The following is an 18171-nucleotide window of genomic DNA, read 5'->3' on the forward strand; positions in this document are numbered from 1 at the left end:
AAATAAGGTTAAAGCATATTATTCAGATCTTAATGCTTCTATAGGTTTAATTTTGGCTGCTTTCTTAGCGGGAATAAATCCTGCAATTGCACCAAAAAAAATAAGACAAATCGTAGCGGTAATAATAGTGCTCCAGTTTACAGAAGGATTTAATATAAAATATCTATCAAATTTATTCCCGATTAAGTTCAGTGTTAGTACACCCAGACCTACTCCGGCAAAACCAGAGATTATAGTTATAAATATAGATTCTTGTAATATTAATCCTACAATGCTGGATGGACGCGCACCTAAAGCTTTTCTTATACCTATTTCTTTAGTTCTTTCCTTAACAATAAACACCATAATATTACTTATACCTATGATACCAGCTATAATAGTTCCAAACCCAATGAAAAGTACCAGAACGGTAATTACGGTCAATATTGCAAAAGTGTTGCCCATTGCCTCAGCCGTGTTTCGTAAATATAAGCCGGATTTGTCAGTAGGTGAGATTTTTAATTTGGCTCTTAAGTCCCTGTCAATGTTTTTTCCTAATTCTATAGCCCTTTTTGGATCCATAGTAGGAGTATAAGAAATATCGATTTGTTTGATTGTATCAGAATTTTTATCATTTAACTGCATGGTGGTAAGGGGAGTATAAATAATCCTTTCTTCAGCATCACCTCCTTCATCAGTATAAGTTCCTATGACTCGATAATTTATTCCGGCAATAGATATATATTTTCCTAAAGCATTTTCTCTCTTAAACAAATCTCTTTCAACCAATCGACCGATAACTGCAAATTTATTTCTGCTGTCCATATCATTTTTCGTTATAAACCTGCCGGCAGTTAGGGTAACTTTTTCAATATATTGTTTGTCCGGGTATGTTCCCTGAACAGTATAGTAACCGGTTTCTTTACCAAAAACTATAGGAGTGTTTGGTTTTGAAAATTGTGAAGTTTTATATTCTAAATTTTTTCCGTGTTCTTTATCAATTAAATCTAAATCTTCGTTTTTAAGTGTAATGGTTCGATTTTCCTGTAAACCCAGAAAGGCTTCAGAAGCTTTACCCGGCTTAAAAGTGATTACATTGCTGGCCCTATTAATAAACTGCTCCATAAACCCATTTTGAAGACCGTTTCCCATGCCAAACAATATTATGAAAATAAATAAACCTAAGGTAATAGTAAAACCGGAAAGGAAAGTTCTGAGTTTATTTTGACTAATTGAATAAAATATTTCCTGCCAACGCTCTAAATCAAACATAATTCTTGTTTATTTTAAAACTTCTTGTTCAATGATTTCATCACTTTCAATAACTCCGTCTTTTAGGAAAACAATTCTTTTACATTGCTTTGCCACTTCAGGCTCATGTGTTACTATCAGGATAGTTTTGCCTTCATTATTAATTTGCTGAAAAAACTTCATTACATCGTAAGTAGTCTGGCTATCCAGAGCTCCGGTAGGTTCGTCAGCAAGAATTACTTTAGGGTGAGTAACAAGAGCCCTAGCTATAGCAACCCGTTGTTTTTGCCCACCTGAAAGCTCATTAGGCATATGATCTGCACGATCATTTAATCCTACCTGAGTAAGGTATTCCATTGCTATTTTATTTCTTTTAGATTTTTTAATTTTTTGGTAATATAAAGGTAAAGCAACGTTTTCAAGTGCATTTTTAAATCCTATCAGATTAAAAGACTGGAATACAAAGCCTAAAAACTTATTTCGATAATCGGCGGCTTTATTTTCACTGATAGTATTACCTATATTTACTCCGTCTAAAATATAGTCTCCGGAATCTGCATAATCAAGAATTCCTAATATATTAAGTAATGTTGATTTACCAGAACCTGAAGATCCCATTATTGCGACCATTTCACCTTCTGCTATTTCCAAATTTATTCCTTTGAGTACATGTAGTTTATTGTGGCCAATGTCGTAATATTTTTGGATATTTTTTAATGAAATCATGATCTTCTGTTAACTTGCTAATTGTATAAGTATTGATTAATTTATAATTGTTACATTTAAAAGATCTAAATTAGTCATTTTATAGTAAGGATTTATGAAAAATGATATTGAGGGAATAAATGATATCAAACAAATGGTTGATACTTTTTACAGTAAAATAAGAAAAGATGATTTGTTAAAAGATATTTTTGAAAATATAATCCAAGATAACTGGACATCTCATCTGGAGAAGATGTACCGATTTTGGCAGACAGTAATTTTGAAAGAACATACGTATTATGGTAGTCCGTTTGCTCCTCATAGTACTATGCCTGTAACAAAAATACATTTTGATCGCTGGATAGATATTTTTATAAAAAATATTGATGAACAATTTTCTGGTATTAATGCCGATGAGACTAAAAAGAGAGCTGTAAGTATGGCTAATTTATTTAATTCAAAATTGGAATATTACAGGCAGAACAATAACAAACCTATAATGTAGAAAAAATTCTCGTGATAATTTTTGATAAGAGAATATAAGAAAAAAAATCGGAAAAAATTCCGATTTTAATTTTTATGTATACGAAGTAATATTTAATTTGAAGAAAGTGAAGATACTTCTACAGACTCATCAATTTTTTTAATTAGTCCTTGTAATACTTTTCCAGGACCTGTTTCAATAAAAACAGAACAATCATCATCAATCATATTTTTAACTGTCTGAGTCCAATTTACAGGAGAAGTCAATTGTTTAATCAAATTTAGTCTTATTTCATCAATATTTTTTACAGCAGAGCTGGTTGCATTTTGATAAATAGGAACGCTGGGATGATTAAATTTTGTATTGTTTATAGCAGAAGCTAAGCGATCTTGTGCACTTTGCATAAGGGGAGAATGGAAGGCTCCACTTACAGGTAAAAGAAGAGCTCTTCTTGCTCCTTTTTCAGTAAGTATTTCACAAGCTTCTTTTACAGCCTCAGTATGTCCGGAAATAACCAGTTGTCCTGGACAGTTATAATTTGCTGGAACTACCAGATGATTTTCGGAAGAAATTTCTTTACATACAATTTCTACAATTTCATCAGATAAGCCTATTATAGCAGCCATAGAAGATGGATTTTCTTCACAGGCTTCCTGCATTGCCAACGCTCTTTCATATACCAATTTTAACCCATTGTCAAAAGAAAGTACACCATTACCTACCAAGGCAGAAAACTCTCCAAGAGAGTGTCCGGCTACCATTTCTGTCCGGGCATTTTCAATTACTTTAGCCGCTGCTATTGAATGAATGAATATGGCTGGCTGAGTAACTTTTGTTTGCATTAATTGCTCTTTAGTTCCATTAAACATAATATCCAGAATATTAAATCCTAAGATATCATTAGCAGAGTTCATCATTTCTTTAATGTCAGACCTGCTGTCATATAAATCTTTCCCCATTCCGGGAAATTGAGATCCCTGTCCGGGAAATATTAATGAATTCATTTAGTATTCGTATGTTTTATAATTTAGTTGTTATTTTAAAAGTTGTATAATTCTGGCACCCTGATTGGCCCAAGCTCCATTCTTTTTAACCCTTATAAAGGAATATTTGTTGCTAAGTTGTTTTCCTTCTGTTTTCATGGCAGAATTTGACAAACTTCCCTTAGAATCCATGCGGCTTATAATATCATAAGTCACATCAAAACCAGCAACAGCATATTTTCCTGGAATAGTACAGAATTTTTTCTTATAGATGTTAATTGTTTTTTGTTCATTAAAACCGTATTCGTTTACATAATTAGTATCAGAATATATAAGCCCTAAATCTAATAATTTATCCATATATTTTTTATCATCAAATAATGAAGAATAAAAAAGAGAAATTGGTTGAACCTGATCTCTGTCAAATTCAATCAAATGATCCAAATAGTTTTGAGTTAAGCTATTTTGATCGGAAACTAAGATTGTGTAAAACTTATTGTATTCATCTGTAACTAAATTTTGAACAGGTTTTATATCATCAACATTTTTAGTAAGAATAATCTCGGCTTTACTTTTTTTATTTAGAATATAGGATTTAAAAAATGCTGCTGTTTGATTATGATCATCATCATAAACGATATAGACTTTTTCGTTATCGTATTTTTTAAGCATTTCATTAACCAATTTTTCTGCAAGTATTTGTTCTTTTGTATCATACAGAATTAAATTATCGTAAGTATCTAAATCGTCACTGGAAGTAAAAGGAGAAACAATCGGTATTTTGTTCAAAACGTCTGCTGCCTGTTTTAAGCTAGATTTAAACAGTGGACCAATAATCAGGTGAGTATTGGAAAAGTCATAAGTAGAAAGACTATTTTGAAATTTGGTATCATTTCCACTATCAAGTATTTCAAGATTAATTTTTTTCCCTTTATGAGTTAGAGAGTCTAAAGCTAGCCTTACTCCAGAATAAAATTGGGTTGAGATTTCCTTTTCTTTTAAAAAACCTGTGGTATCCGGGTAAAAAGGTAAAAATAGCACAATGTTCAAAGCATCTTTTGTTATACCAGGTTTATTTTCATCAACCGTAGTATCAGGGACTGTGCTGCTGATAATTTCAGTTTCTGTAGTTTCCTGAATATCTTGTTTATTTTTTGTTTTGTTTTTTTCTTTATCTTTTTTAGTAGTAGATTTATCAGAGTCGGAATTACTACTAGCTATAGCCGGAACTTTTAAAATCTCACCAATTTTAGGACCTTTTTCATCCATATTCGGATTGAGCTTTCTCAGATTTTCAACCGTTGTACCGTATTTTTTACTTAATCTATATAAAGTTTCTTTAGGTTCAACTGTTATAAAAATATAATCAGAAGAATTCTCTTCAGTTTTGATGGCATTATTAGAAGTAATAACTTCTTTAACAGGTTTTGAAGGTTTGGTCGTTTCAATTATAGTGTTTTTATCCGGGATGATCAAAGTTTCTCCTATTTGAGGAACTCTGGTATTCAGCTGTGGGTTAGCTTTTCTAAGATCATCGATCGTTACATTATATTTTTTACTAAGACCATATAATGTTTCTTTAGGTTCAACTACATGTTTTTTTTGCTGAGCAATAAAAAATGAGCTAATAAAAAATGTTAACAATATTATAAAATACTTTTTCATTTTATTAGAATACTTTGATGCAAATGTAATTAAATATTTAATTATAAGGTAGATAAATTTATAACTGATTCATATTCAGATATTTCATTGTATAGAAGTTTAATAAAATCGTCTCCATATACGGCAAAATATTCTGAAAAATTAACTCTTCTTTCTTGCCAGTTCTCAGCAGGAAATAGTTCAGAATATAACTGTTCAAAATTTTTAATTAGATCATGATACTTTCGTCTTTCAGCTTTGTAAAAGCGTTTATTTATTTTATTTAATCCGTTTAATTGCTTTTTTTGTTGTGCAAGAATCATATTCTTCCATGAATCATCAGTTTTAGAAGATTCAAGAAGTAAATCGTTGAAAATAGTTGCTAATCGTTCTTCATATTTATTAAAATCAAATTTTTCTTTTGAATTTTGACACACAAGATTTTTGATTATTTTTTCTTTTGGTAAGAATAATTTTTCACTATCTAATTGATATTTATCTAATTTTTCTTTTTGATTTTCTGTTATTAAGAGAAATGAATTTCTGGGAATCAATATAGGGTAGGGCAGATCCTGATGATCAAAGTAATTTTTTAATTCCAGCCAATAGGCAATTTCGGCATTCCCTCCAACATAAGCCACATTTGGTAAAATAAGTTCTTGATAAACAGGGCGCAAAAGTGCATTAGGACTAAATCTTTCAGGGAAGTTTTCAAGTTCTTTTAAAATTTCCTCTTGTGTAAAATTTTTACAGGTACCTAATATATAATACTTTCCATTTGTTTCATCAATTCTATTACGTTGTTGATTTAAGTGATAAAAGAAGTTAATTTTTCTTGGGTTTACTTGTATTTTATAATCTGACTTGATATCCTGAATGGTTTCTGTAACTAGTTGGTAAGATTTTTTTTCAACAATATCATCCTTAACAAAAGATGAAAAAAGCGATTTCAGTGATTTATTATTACCATCAATAGATAACAAACCGTAGTTTTTAAATAATTCGTGCACAAGAACCCGGGTAGCATCAACTAGATTTTCTTCAGTAAAATATGATTTTTCAATAATTTCTCTTAACTCTTTTCCATTAGGAAAATATTTAAGTTCATTATAAAATTCTGTTAGTGTGTTTTTAAAGTTGGAATTATTAATTGAAATTTCACCTACAAAATCATTATAATCTCCATTCCACTCAATTTTTTTATTTTTAAAATAAAAATGATTTATTTCTTTAAAATCATGATCTTCAGTTGCCATCCAAAAAATGGGTACATAAAATAATTCAGATTGTTGCCTGTTCATACTTTCACAAAGCTTTATAACCTGTAATATTTTATAAATAAAATATAAGGGCCCTGTCATTAAATTAAGTTGATGACCAGTTGTAATTGTGACGGTATTTTCTAATGATAACTTATGAAGATTGTTTTTTTGTATCTCTGTTAAATCAATTTTTTTATATTGATTGAGAAGTTCTGTAACTAAAACTTTTCTGTGTTTATATTTTTCAACTTTTTCTTTACCTTGTAAAATTAAATTTTCAAAGCTTAGATTTTTATCATAAAGCGAAGAAACAGAGTTATTCCCTTGTAGGTAATCTTTGATTAATGGGGAAACTCCCGATATGTTAGTTAGATTAATTGACTTTCTCACAAAACAAATTTACATTAAAATCTCAGCGTTTTTTAAAATTTACATAGTTTTAAAATGATGAGTATTAAATAATATGATTAACTTTTTTTTTATTAACTTAAAACTAATGTCAAACCGTCATTGAAAAGAGTTTAGTTTGAGGAGCATTTTCCATCATTCGTAAATCAAAAGCCATACAAATATTTCTAATAAATGACCTTCCTTCTTCTTTGACAAAGATAGAATTATCAGTGATTTGTATAAGATGATCATCTTCAAATTCACGCAATCTATCAAATATTTCAGGAAAATCATTCAAAAATTTAGTATCGTAGTGTGTTTCAAGTAAACACATCAGATTAAGAATATGTCTTCTAATGAGTAAATCTTCATTCGTTAAAATATGACCTTTAAAAACAGGAAATTCATTAATTTCCAGTTTGGCATAATATTCTTCCAAAGTTTTTACATTTTGTGCAAAAGCATACCAGCTATCAGAAATAGATGAAACACCCAGACCTATCATCACTTGAGTAGAAGATGAGGTATAACCCATAAAATTCCTGTGAATTTTTTTATTAAGCATTGATTGATAAAGAGAATCGGTTTTTAAAGAAAAATGATCCATACCTATTTCCCAGTAACCTATTTTTTCTAATAATTCCTTTCCTTTTTCATACAGTTCACGTTTTTCTTCTCCACTAGGAAGATCTTCTTCTTTAAAACCTCTTTGTCCGACGCCTTTAATCCAGGGAACATGAGCATAGGAATAGAAAGCAATTCTATCAGGGTGTAAGCTTTCTGTAATTTTTATAGTATTTATAACTTTATCCAGGTTTTGAAAAGGTAATCCAAAAACAAGGTCATGACTGATGCTATCATAACCAATTTCACGAGCTATTTCCGTAACTTCCTTTACATTTTCTACTGGTTGCATTCGGTGTATCGCTTTTTGTACTTCTGGATCGTAATCCTGAACGCCGAAGCTTACCCTTCGAAAACCCAAATCATATAAAGTTTTTAAATGATCATAAGTAGTGTTGTTAGGATGACCTTCAAAACTAAATTCTTTATCTGGATGAACTATAGCTTCAGATAAAATATTTTCTAATAGAAAACGTAAATTATCTGGAGAAAAAAATGAAGGTGTTCCTCCTCCTAAGTGTATTTCTCGTATAATTGGTTTTTCTGGCAAAAGGTTAACATAAAGCATCCATTCTTTTAAAACAGCTTCTATGTAAGGGGTTTCAACGTTGTGTTGCTTTGTAATTCTTTTATTACAGGCACAAAATGTGCATAAGCTTTCGCAAAAAGGCAAATGAAGATATAAACTAATACCTTCTTTTGTATTACTTTCCAAAAAGGATTTTTGTAGAGAGCTAAGCCAACTTTCTATTGTAAAATTATTTTCGTTCCAGTATGGCACTGTCGGGTAACTCGTATATCGGGGCCCGGGAACATTATATTTTTGTATTAAATTCGTATCCGTCATAATTTATTTAAACCAAGGATCTCCAACCTCTTTTTTCAATATTACGAATGTTTGTGACATTCTTCAAAGATATCAGATAAGGTAATAAGTAAGTAAGTTCTTTATCAGTGCTTTCTCCGTTAAATTCTTTTATATAAACGGCATTCCCATAATTAACACGTACTTTTTCCGGAGTATCGTCTACAATGATAGTCTTTTCAAGATTATATTTTTTACTTTTAATTTTGTAGAGCCTTTTTTCATAGATATATCTGTCCATAAAGCTATCTCTTTTTGGAGAACATCTTGAGCGTCCCCATACAAATTCATAATTTAAAGATTCAGGTTTAATCTGATCTGCTATATGTGAAACATAATTGTCATCAGCTGAACTCCAGATTGCAATTTTGAAATGTTCTTTTATTTCATTTAGAAAATGGCTTAAATATGGCCTTTTGTATACATAATAAGGTTCAAAATAAAAATCAGGCTCTACATCAAGTTTTGTTTCAATAGAATGAATGAGTGTTTCATCTAAATCTAAAATTAATAAATTTGAATTCATACCGAACAATAAATAATCGTCATAAATTAAAAATTGCTAAGCAATTAATTATATGATAGCTTCTCGGATTTTTATTAACTTTTCCAATAGACTTTCAAGTAAATCTAATCTTAACATGTTGGCACCGTCGGAAAGGGCTTGGGCTGGATGGGGATGTGTTTCAATAAAAATACCGTCAGCACCTACAGCGATTCCTGCTTTAGCTATGGTTTCAATCATATCCGGACGTCCTCCTGTTACACCGGTTGTCTGGTTCGGTTGTTGCAAGGAATGCGTAACATCCAATATTACAGGAGCATAATTACGCATAGTAGGTATACCTCTGAAATCTACTATAAGGTCATGGTAACCAAAAGAAGATCCTCTATCAATAATTGCATAGTTATCATTTCCTGAATCTTTAATTTTTTGTGCAGCAAATTGCATAGATTCGGGAGAAAGAAACTGACCTTTTTTAAGAGTAATATATTTTCCAGTTTCGGCTGCTGCAACTAATAAATCGGTTTGTCGGATTAAAAATGCAGGTATTTGTAATACATCAACATATTTAGCCGCCAGAGATGCATGCTCATTTTCATGAATATCGGTTGTTGTGGGAATAGAAAAAGTATCACCCACTTTTTTAAGAATTTCTAAAGATTTTTGTTCTCCGATTGTAGTAAAACTATCAACTCTCGATCTATTTGCCTTTTTGAAGGAACCCTTAAAAATATAGGGTATTCCTAACTTATCCGTTATTTCAATAACTTTCCCGGCAATATCCATTGCCATTTGTTCTCCTTCTATTATACATGGACCAGCAATTAATGCAAAGTTATTTTTATCTGTATTTTTTATTTTAGGAATATTATATAAGCTGTTTTTCATATTACAATATTACAATGAATTACAAATTTATTGTTTTTAATTTAAAAATGTATTGATAAATAAAAAGTATTAATAATAAGCCAATCAGTAAAATTTATTCCTCTGATGTTCGCGTGTTGGTATAGATTCTCCATTTATCAAGAACCTGATTCATATCTTCAGGTAGTGCCGCTTCGAAATGCATCTCTTTTTTAGATGTAGGATGTATAAATCCTAAAGTTCTTGCATGCAATGCCTGTCTGGGAAGAAGTTGAAAACAATTTTCAACAAATTGTTTATATTTAGTAAAGGTAGTTCCCTTTAAAATTATATCACCACCATATCTTGCATCGTTGAAAAGAGTATGGCCAATAGATTTCATATGAGCACGTATTTGATGAGTCCTTCCTGTTTCCAGTTGACATTCCACCCACGTCACATATCGGAATCTTTCTATGACCTTGTAGTGAGTTACAGCATGTTTTCCTTGAGAACCATCTTTAAAAACAGCCATTTGCATACGATCTCTCAAATCTCTACCTATATGCCCAGTTATAGTACCTTCATCTTCCTCAAAATTCCCCCAAACCAATGCATTGTAAACTCTTTTAGTAGTCTTATTAAAAAACTGCTTGGCTAAATGATTCATTGAATACTCGTTTTTAGCAATAACTAAAAGTCCGGATGTATCTTTATCTATACGATGCACTAAGCCGGGGCGTTTGTCTAAATCTGTTTGAAAAAAGGGAAGCTGGCTGAAATGATAGGCCAGTGCATTGATCAGTGTCCCTTCAAAATTACCAAAACCGGGATGCACAACCATTCCTGGCTCTTTGTTTACCACCAGAAGATCTTCATCTTCATATATAATTGTAATAGGAATATTCTGTGGAATAATGGTAGTATCACGCGGAGGGTGTGCCAGAACAATAGAAACTTTATCGCTGGGTTTTACCTTATAATTAGATTTTACCGGTAGATTATTAACCAATATATTTCCTGCTTTAGCAGCCTGTTGTATTTTATTTCGGGTAGCGTTTTCAATAAAGTTGATTAAATATTTATCAATTCGTACCAGACTCTGACCTTTATCAACAATTAGTTTGAAATGTTCATACAATTCATCCGTTTCATTTTCCAATGAACCATTATCTAAATCTTTCATATAAATTTCTTGGTTATTCTACAATAACTCTGTTAGGTCTTCTACTTTCTTCTTTATTTACGGAATTTGGTTTAGTATGATTTTCCGTCGGCTTAGGAAATTTATTATTTGTACTTGAACCATTTGGCTGGCTACCAGAAGAGCCTGAAGGACTTGACGGTGGAGTGGCAGGGTGTTCCTGCGTAGTAAAATCAGGTTCATCAGGTATGCTTAATGAGTCTATAGGTTGTTCGACATAATTACGGTTAAAAGTAGCATCTAAATTTTGTATTTTAATTCTCAATTCCTCAATAGGTCTTGAACTTAAATATAAGTCTATAGGTTGCCCCTGATCGTATACAGAAGCAGCCGCAGGCACCTGGTAATATACTCGGGTGTTGGTCTTGTCTTCTGGATCATCGTAGATAATAGAGCCTACAGAGAATAAGTTTTCAGTAATAACTCTTTTTGCTCCTTCTTCATCCATACCAATAAAACTTGGTACAGATACATTTTTAGCTAGGCCTTTGGCAAGCACTACTGTTAATTGTGAAAATCGGGGAAGAGTTACACCCGGTTGAATCTCTTTTCCTTTGTATAAAAGTTTTATTACCGTATTCACTGCTAAACTAGGTTCATAGATAGTATCAGATACTTTAAGTCCTACCAGGTTAAGCTGGCTAAATGCAAGATATTTATATTTTCCAATGATATTAGGAACAGCTACAGGTTTCCATGTTTTGGCGTTAGCTCTTATAAATATCCTTCTTCCTTTTTTAACATTTGAGCCTATAAGGGGATAAATATCTAAAATTTCATAAGGTTTATATTTAGGATCGTATTTAGATGTGTCTATTTCGTATTCCAGTGAAACTTCATCCAGTTTAATTACAGCTTGATCCAAATTTAAATTTTTAATATTAGGAACTTCTACCTGAACTCCATGATTAGTATAGGCGTTCAACCATAAAAAAGTTCCTTGCATAAGGCCGAAAAATATTGCTACTGCAAGGATTAAACTAACCCAAAATTGCCAAGTGGCTAACAATTTGATGATTTTCATACATACTTTTTACAAAGCAAATATATAAATAATAAAAATAATATAGTTTATTCATGAAAATATGTTTTACTTTTGTAGTGTGGGCTGTTAAGCTGAATTCAGCCTCATGCAACGAAAGTAGTTAATTAGCAGTACAATATATGTTAACAGTAGGAATTGTAATGGGAGGTTACTCAGACGAAAGTGTTGTTTCCCTAAAAAGTGGTAATTATTTTTTTTCACAGATAAACAAGAATAAATATAAAGAGGTTTATCAGATACATATTTTAAAGAAAGGCTGGGAAGTAATTGTTGGGGAAAATCATTACCCTATAGATAAAGGAGATTTCAGTTTTAATTTAAATGGTAATAAAGTACGCTTTGATGTTTTGTTGAACACAATTCATGGTACCCCCGGAGAAGATGGCTTGCTTCAAGCGTATTGGCAATTACTTGATATTCCTTATTCAGGATGCTCATTTTACAATTCTGCCCTTACATTCAATAAAAGAGATACTTTATCTGTATTGAAAAAATTTGGTGTATCTATGGCTCAATCAGTTTATTTAAACCAAGGGGAATCCATACAAGCAGAACAAATAATCAGTCAGGTAGGACTTCCATGTTTTGTTAAGCCTAACCAATCAGGTTCCAGTTTGGGAGTTTCAAAGGTAAAAAATGTTGAAGAATTTTTTCCTGCTTTAGAATTAGCCTTTAAAGAAGATCGTTCTGTCTTAATTGAAAGTTTTTTAGACGGTAGAGAAGTTCAGGTTGGTGTAATGAAATATAAAGATCAGGTGACTGTAGTAAGTACCACTGAAATAATTTCGCAAAATGAATTTTTTGATTATGAAGCAAAATATATGGGTGCTTCAGAAGAAATAACTCCAGCAAATCTTTCTGATGTACAGAATGAAAAAATTAGAGAAGCGGCTGCATTTATTTATAAGTCCTTAGATATGACGGGTTTTTCAAGGCTGGATTTTATTCTTATAGAAAATGAACCGTATTTTCTTGAAATCAATACTAATCCGGGTTGTTCGCCGGCTAGTATATTTCCGCAACAAGTAAAAGAAGCAGGATATAATTTTTCAGATCTTTTAGATAACGAAATTTCTTTAGCTATAGAAAGAGCACAAAAAATAATAAAATTTAATTAAAATAATGAAAAGAGTTGCAGTATTTCCAGGCTCTTTTGATCCTATCACCCTCGGTCATTTCGATATTATAGAAAGAGCCGTACCCTTATTTGAGAAAATAATTGTAGCTATAGGTAATAATTCAACCAAAAGTTATATGTTTCCTCTTGAGAAGAGAATGGAATGGATCAGAGAAACTGTAAAGAATTATCCAAACGTGGAGGTAGATTCTTTTGAAGAATTAACCATTGATTACTGTCACAGAAAACAAGCACCTTACATCATAAGAGGGCTTAGAAATCCTGCCGATTTTGAATTTGAAAAGGCAATTGCTCATACCAATCGTACACTATCTAAAAAATCAATAGAAACCGTTTTTTTTCTGACTTCTTCCGGAAAATCCTTTATTAGTTCCAGTATTGTAAGAGAGATAATCAAGTACAAAGGGAATTATGAAGCTTTTGTTCCTGAATCAGTCAGATTATTGTAAAATAAATAAACAGATAATTACGTAGTAAATATTTCGAAGAAACATGGCATAAATATTGTGAATTTTAAGCTTTGCTTTAGTTAAACTTAATATAAACTTAACATAAACTATTGCTAGTTAAACTTTTTTGTATTTATTTTACGTAAATTTTTAAAAATCATTAAAAAATTAATTTAATATCAGATGGAAAAACAACAATTAACTCAATCAAACACACCAGCCAGAAAAGCAGGGGGATTAAATCCTTTTATTACAATTGTTATTTTACTTGTAATAGGAGAATTAATTTATCATCTAATTTTAGGAAATTCTTCAAATTTTGAAGGAGGTACCACTGATGGTAAACCTACTACCTTTATGGGGATTATTCACAAAGGAGGTATTATTGTACCATTCTTAATTTCTTTTGTACTAATGGTACTTGTGTTTTCAATTGAAAGATTTTTTATTATCGGGAAAGCAGAAGGAACCGGAAGCTTAACCAATTTTGTGAATCAAATCAGAAGTTTGTTAGACAAAAATCAAATCAATGAGGCAATCAGTCTATGTGACAAGCAAAAAGGCTCCATAGGAAATGTTGTTAAAGAAGGATTGATTTCATATAAGAATCTGGCAAACGATAATACTTTAGATAAAGAACAAAAACTAGCATCATTAAGTAAAACTTTGGAAGAAGCTACTACGTTAGAGATGCCTATGTTGGAAAAGAACATGACTATTCTTGCAACGATAGCTTCCGTTGGTACTTTAGTAGCTTTAATGGGAACAGTAATAGGTATGATTAAAGCATTCTTTGCTTTAGGTGATGGAGGAGGTTCTCCGGATGCAGCAGCTTTATCAGTAGGTATTTCTGAAGCATTGGTTAATACGGCTTTAGGTATTGGAGCTTCTGCTTTAGCAATTATAACTTATAACTTTTTTACTTCAAAAATCGATACTTTAACATTCAAGATTGACGAAGTTGGTTTAAGCATTCAGCAGTCTTTTGCAGCTCACCATTAATTATTTTTTTACTTTCTATTCTTATAATAGACTTAAAAAATTAATAATAAAATTATTTTAATAATTTAAAAACTAAAAATGGCAAGAGTTAAACCAAAAAGACATGGGATACACATAGACATGACGCCTATGAGTGATTTGGCTTGGTTACTTTTGACGTTCTTTATTTTGACTACTCAGTTCAAACCTAAAGAAACTGTCACAATTGACCCGCCTTCATCTGTATCTCAGATAAAATTAAAAGATCATGGAATGATGAAAATTTCCGTAACTCAGGATGGGAAATATTATTTTTCAATGGATGAAGATAAATATAAAATTCCATTATTAGAGGCTATGGGAGATAAATATAAAATTCAATTTTCTGATAAAGAAAAACAAGAATTTAAAAATATTTCTGATTTTGGAGTACCTGTTCAGCAGCTAAAGGAATATTTAGCACTGTCAGAAAGTCAACGAGAACGTGTTCAGATTCCGGGTATTCCGGGTGATAGTATAAATCCTCAAATAGTGGATTGGGTTTTTGAAGCCAGACAGGTAGTGAAAAAAGTAGGGGATTCAATAGATTTAGGTATAAAAGGGGATATGAAAACCCAGTATCCTATGTTTAAAAATCTTTTAGCTCGTTTACAGGAAAAGAGTATGAATAAGTTTCAGTTAATTACTTCATCCGAAAGTAAACCTGAATAATTTCGTTTATTTTAATTAAAAAAAGAGATATACAATATGTCAGCAGGTGTAGATACAAGCAGTAGCGGTGGAGATAAAGGAAAAGTACGTGCAAAAAAAATGAATCTAAATGTCGACATGGCTCCCATGTGTGATTTAGGTTTTTTGCTTATTACTTTCTTTATGTTTACTACTACGTTTACTAAGCCCAATATTATGCATTTGAATATGCCGCCTAAGGTGGATATACCACCAAGTGAAATTCCTGAGATTAAAATAAAAAACTCCCTGACACTGATTTTAGGTAAAGATGATAAAATTTATTGGCATCAATTAGAACAAAGTGACTTAAATGCTTCTAATCTTAATGTTACTGATTATTCTAAAGAAGGTATCAGAAAAGAGATTTTAACAGCACAAAAGCAGGCCGATAAAGATAAATTTACTATTATTATTAAACCAGCGGATGATTCAAATTATAAAAATCTGGTTGATATTTTAGATGAAATGGAGATAACTAATTCCACAAGATATGGTATTAAGGATTTATCATCTAAAGAAAAACAGGTTTATCAGGAAAAAATAAAGTAAAACAGAAAAATTAATAGAAATGGCACAAAATAAACTAAAGTCTTTAGATGATATAGTATTTGAGCAAAAGAACAAAAGCTATGGAGCCTATAGACTTAGACAAAATGAGAAGGGGTATCTTCTAAAAGCCTTTCTTATAGGAACGACTATTTTTGTTCTGTTTGTGCTGGTGTTATATTTTTATAACAGATGGCAGGCGGGCAAAAAAGAAAATGAAGTTTCAGTGGTTGCTAATCTTACGGAAATAGAAATTCCTAAAGAAGAAGAAGAAATTTTTGAACAAAATAATGAGCCACCACCTCCACCTAAAGTAGAACAGGAAGAAATTGCTTCTATAAAAGTAGTTGTTCCGGAACCTAAGAAAGTGGTTGTTAAAGAAGAAACAGTTCCTGAGGCAAAAGAAACAGAGAATAAGGTTATATCAACTGAAAACAAAGAGGGGAAAGCTACTAGCAGTCAAGCTGGAAATCCCGGTCCTAAGGTTGAAGCTCCCCCAGGACCACCACCACCAAAACCACCGGTTGATGATACTCAGGCGTTTGATAATGTGGAAGTAAATGCAGAGTTCACTAAAGGGAATGTAACTCAATATATTTCTCAGTTTATCGAATATTCAGATCGGGCACGTGATAACGGTACTCAAGGAAATATTCTTATTAAGTTTGTAGTTGAAAAGGATGGAACTATAACTAATGTACGGGTAGCAAGTAAAAAGTTGGGTGATGGCTTAGACGAGATTGCAATTAAAGCCGTTCAGAAAACCAACAAAATGTGGAAACCAGGTAAAATAGATGGAAAGCCTGTAAGAACAAACTTCCGTTTGCCTATTACTTTCCGTTTACCTCCAGAATAAAATTTTTTAAAATTTAAAAAAACTATCTCTTTTAAGAGATAGTTTTTTTTTACCTATTTGTTAATTCATATGAATTAACATTGCGATCAAAATCGAATGATTGATGTTTTAATTTTGATATAAAATTATTATATAAAATTTTATAAACATATATCAACATTTTTTATACTCTAAATTTAGCTAATCATAATAATTCCGAAGCTAATAAGTTAATGATAATATTTAATGCAATTAATTTGTTTCGGAATAAGAAAAATTTAAAAGTCTAAACAATCTTGGTTTAGCAAAAATTAAAAGTAGTATTGAGAGAAACATTGTAATCCTTTTTGAGTTAAAAAAAAGAAAAATTAAAGTTTGTTTTGTAGGAACAAATTAGAATATGCTTTGAAAAGTATTGCTACTGAATCCATTATAAAAATACCATAATATAAATTATGGTAAATTATTGTTATTGATTTAAATAGATCTCTAAAAATCTATTATCCTTTGTCTATATCCTTACCTATTTTTTATGATAAATAATATATATAAATTTTAAAGTATCTTAAAATAGGTTATTTTTGTGAGAACTATGAAAATTTAAAATTGATTATGAAAAATAAATGGTTATTCTATATCAAAAAGAGAATTGACATTGCAATGATTATTTTCTTACTAATCGTATTAGGATTGATATTTTTTTATTTAAAACCAGAAACTGAAAATCAAAAAAAAGTTTTTAAAGTGTATAAAGAATCCGATAATAAAAAAGTATCTGAAACATTGTTAGTTCCTGAGGCTAAAGAAACGGAGAATAAGATCATATCAAATGAAACCAAAGAAGGGAAAGCTACCACTAGTCAGGCAAGGAATCCTGGTTCTTCTCCAGTACCTTCGGTTAATGATGATAGAATATTTGATAAAGTTGAAGTAAATGCAGAGTTCACTAAAGGCAATGTAACTCAATATATTTCTCAGTTTATCGAATATACAGATCGGGCACGTGATAACGGTACTCAAGGAAATATTCTCATTAAATTTGTAGTTGAAAAGGATGGAACTATAACAAATGTACGGGTGGCAAGTAAAAAGTTGGGTGATGGTCTAGATGAAATGGTTGTTAAAGCAGTGTATAAAACCAATAAAATGTGGAAGCCTGCTAAAATGGATGGAAAGCCTGTAAGAACAAACTTCCGTTTGCCTATTACTTTCCGTTTACCCCCAGAATAAAATTTTTTAAAATTTATAAAAAACTATCTCTTTTAGCAGGTAGTTTTTTTACCTATTTGTTAATTCATATGAATTAAGATTACGATTAAAGACGAATGATTGATGTTCTAATTTTGATATCAATGAATAATTTTAAATCAATTATCTAAACTTAAAATAGTTCCCTAATAAATATTTAAATAAAATTATTAGAGACAATCGTAGAAACATAATATAATTATTTTTTTATACTCTAAATTTAACTAATCATAATAATTCTGAAGCTAATAAGTAAATGATAATATTAAATACAATTAATTTGTTTCAGAATAAGAAAAATTTTAAAGCCAAAAAAATCCTGGTTTAGCAAAAATTAAAAGTAGTATTGAGAGAAACATTGTAATCCTTTTTTGAGTTAAAAAAAGGAAGAGAAATTAAAGTTTGTTTTGTAGGAGCAAATTAGAATATGCTCTGAAGGGTATTTCTATTGAATC

The 18171-nt window shown here is 30.8% G+C and carries 18 protein-coding genes; 8 read left to right on the forward strand and 10 right to left on the reverse strand.

The window, feature by feature from the left end; all coding sequences use genetic code 11:
* Positions 1-18: 18 nt before the first annotated feature.
* Positions 19-1251, reverse strand: coding sequence for an ABC transporter permease (locus tag EOV51_RS10755; RefSeq protein WP_128152529.1), 1233 nt, complete (start codon positions 1249-1251; stop codon positions 19-21).
* A 9-nt stretch (positions 1252-1260) separates the two neighbouring features.
* Positions 1261-1956 (reverse strand): ABC transporter ATP-binding protein, encoded by a 696-nt coding sequence (locus EOV51_RS10760; RefSeq protein WP_128152530.1) that lies wholly within the window; start codon positions 1954-1956, stop codon positions 1261-1263.
* Between the two features lie 94 nt (positions 1957-2050).
* On the opposite strand from EOV51_RS10760, the gene EOV51_RS10765 reads away from it, so the two are divergent.
* Complete coding sequence (locus tag EOV51_RS10765) at positions 2051-2440, forward strand: group III truncated hemoglobin (RefSeq protein ID WP_128152531.1); 390 nt, start codon at positions 2051-2053, stop codon at positions 2438-2440.
* 92 nt (positions 2441-2532) lie between these two features.
* Here EOV51_RS10765 and fabD read toward each other — a convergent pair whose 3' ends face one another.
* The 8 genes from fabD to EOV51_RS10805 all read right to left on the reverse strand — a co-directional run bounded on the left by fabD (position 2533) and on the right by EOV51_RS10805 (position 11766).
* Positions 2533-3423, reverse strand: a complete 891-nt coding sequence (fabD, locus tag EOV51_RS10770; RefSeq protein ID WP_128152532.1) for an ACP S-malonyltransferase — start codon at positions 3421-3423, stop codon at positions 2533-2535.
* A 30-nt stretch (positions 3424-3453) separates the two neighbouring features.
* On the reverse strand, positions 3454-5067 hold the full coding sequence (locus tag EOV51_RS10775) for an amino acid ABC transporter substrate-binding protein (RefSeq protein WP_128152533.1): 1614 nt from the start codon (positions 5065-5067) through the stop codon (positions 3454-3456).
* 41 nt (positions 5068-5108) lie between these two features.
* Complete coding sequence (gene bshC, locus EOV51_RS10780; protein ID WP_164875297.1) at positions 5109-6698, reverse strand: bacillithiol biosynthesis cysteine-adding enzyme BshC; 1590 nt, start codon at positions 6696-6698, stop codon at positions 5109-5111.
* A gap of 109 nt (positions 6699-6807) precedes the next feature.
* On the reverse strand, positions 6808-8169 hold the full coding sequence (gene hemN, locus EOV51_RS10785) for an oxygen-independent coproporphyrinogen III oxidase (protein ID WP_128152535.1): 1362 nt from the start codon (positions 8167-8169) through the stop codon (positions 6808-6810).
* A 7-nt stretch (positions 8170-8176) separates the two neighbouring features.
* Complete coding sequence (locus tag EOV51_RS10790; protein ID WP_128152536.1) at positions 8177-8713, reverse strand: NIF family HAD-type phosphatase; 537 nt, start codon at positions 8711-8713, stop codon at positions 8177-8179.
* A 48-nt stretch (positions 8714-8761) separates the two neighbouring features.
* The gene (gene kdsA, locus EOV51_RS10795; RefSeq protein ID WP_128152537.1) at positions 8762-9580 is read right to left on the reverse strand and encodes a 3-deoxy-8-phosphooctulonate synthase; all 819 of its coding nucleotides are present in this window, start codon (positions 9578-9580) and stop codon (positions 8762-8764) included.
* 94 nt (positions 9581-9674) lie between these two features.
* A complete protein-coding gene (locus EOV51_RS10800; RefSeq protein WP_128152538.1) occupies positions 9675-10724 on the reverse strand; it encodes an RluA family pseudouridine synthase in 1050 nt (349 codons plus the stop codon).
* A 13-nt stretch (positions 10725-10737) separates the two neighbouring features.
* Entirely contained in the window at positions 10738-11766 is a 1029-nt protein-coding gene (locus tag EOV51_RS10805; protein ID WP_128152539.1) for a PASTA domain-containing protein, read from the reverse strand.
* Positions 11767-11906: 140 nt separating this feature from the next.
* Between EOV51_RS10805 and EOV51_RS10810 the strand changes: the two genes are divergently transcribed.
* The 7 genes from EOV51_RS10810 (at position 11907) to EOV51_RS10840 (ending at position 17698) form a co-directional block, all read left to right on the forward strand.
* Positions 11907-12905, forward strand: a complete 999-nt coding sequence (locus EOV51_RS10810) for a D-alanine--D-alanine ligase (RefSeq protein WP_128152540.1) — start codon at positions 11907-11909, stop codon at positions 12903-12905.
* A gap of 4 nt (positions 12906-12909) precedes the next feature.
* Positions 12910-13374, forward strand: coding sequence for a pantetheine-phosphate adenylyltransferase (gene coaD, locus EOV51_RS10815; RefSeq protein ID WP_128152541.1), 465 nt, complete (start codon positions 12910-12912; stop codon positions 13372-13374).
* Between the two features lie 183 nt (positions 13375-13557).
* Positions 13558-14376, forward strand: a complete 819-nt coding sequence (locus tag EOV51_RS10820; RefSeq protein WP_128152542.1) for a MotA/TolQ/ExbB proton channel family protein — start codon at positions 13558-13560, stop codon at positions 14374-14376.
* A gap of 78 nt (positions 14377-14454) precedes the next feature.
* A complete protein-coding gene (locus EOV51_RS10825) occupies positions 14455-15066 on the forward strand; it encodes an ExbD/TolR family protein (protein ID WP_128152543.1) in 612 nt (203 codons plus the stop codon).
* Between the two features lie 36 nt (positions 15067-15102).
* The gene (locus EOV51_RS10830) at positions 15103-15636 is read left to right on the forward strand and encodes a biopolymer transporter ExbD (RefSeq protein WP_128152544.1); all 534 of its coding nucleotides are present in this window, start codon (positions 15103-15105) and stop codon (positions 15634-15636) included.
* 19 nt (positions 15637-15655) lie between these two features.
* The gene (locus EOV51_RS10835; RefSeq protein WP_128152545.1) at positions 15656-16489 is read left to right on the forward strand and encodes an energy transducer TonB; all 834 of its coding nucleotides are present in this window, start codon (positions 15656-15658) and stop codon (positions 16487-16489) included.
* 591 nt (positions 16490-17080) lie between these two features.
* The gene (locus EOV51_RS10840) at positions 17081-17698 is read left to right on the forward strand and encodes an energy transducer TonB (RefSeq protein WP_128152546.1); all 618 of its coding nucleotides are present in this window, start codon (positions 17081-17083) and stop codon (positions 17696-17698) included.
* Positions 17699-18171 lie beyond the last annotated feature (473 nt).

The organism is Apibacter raozihei, from assembly GCF_004014855.1.
In the GTDB taxonomy this organism is placed as follows: domain Bacteria; phylum Bacteroidota; class Bacteroidia; order Flavobacteriales; family Weeksellaceae; genus Apibacter; species Apibacter raozihei.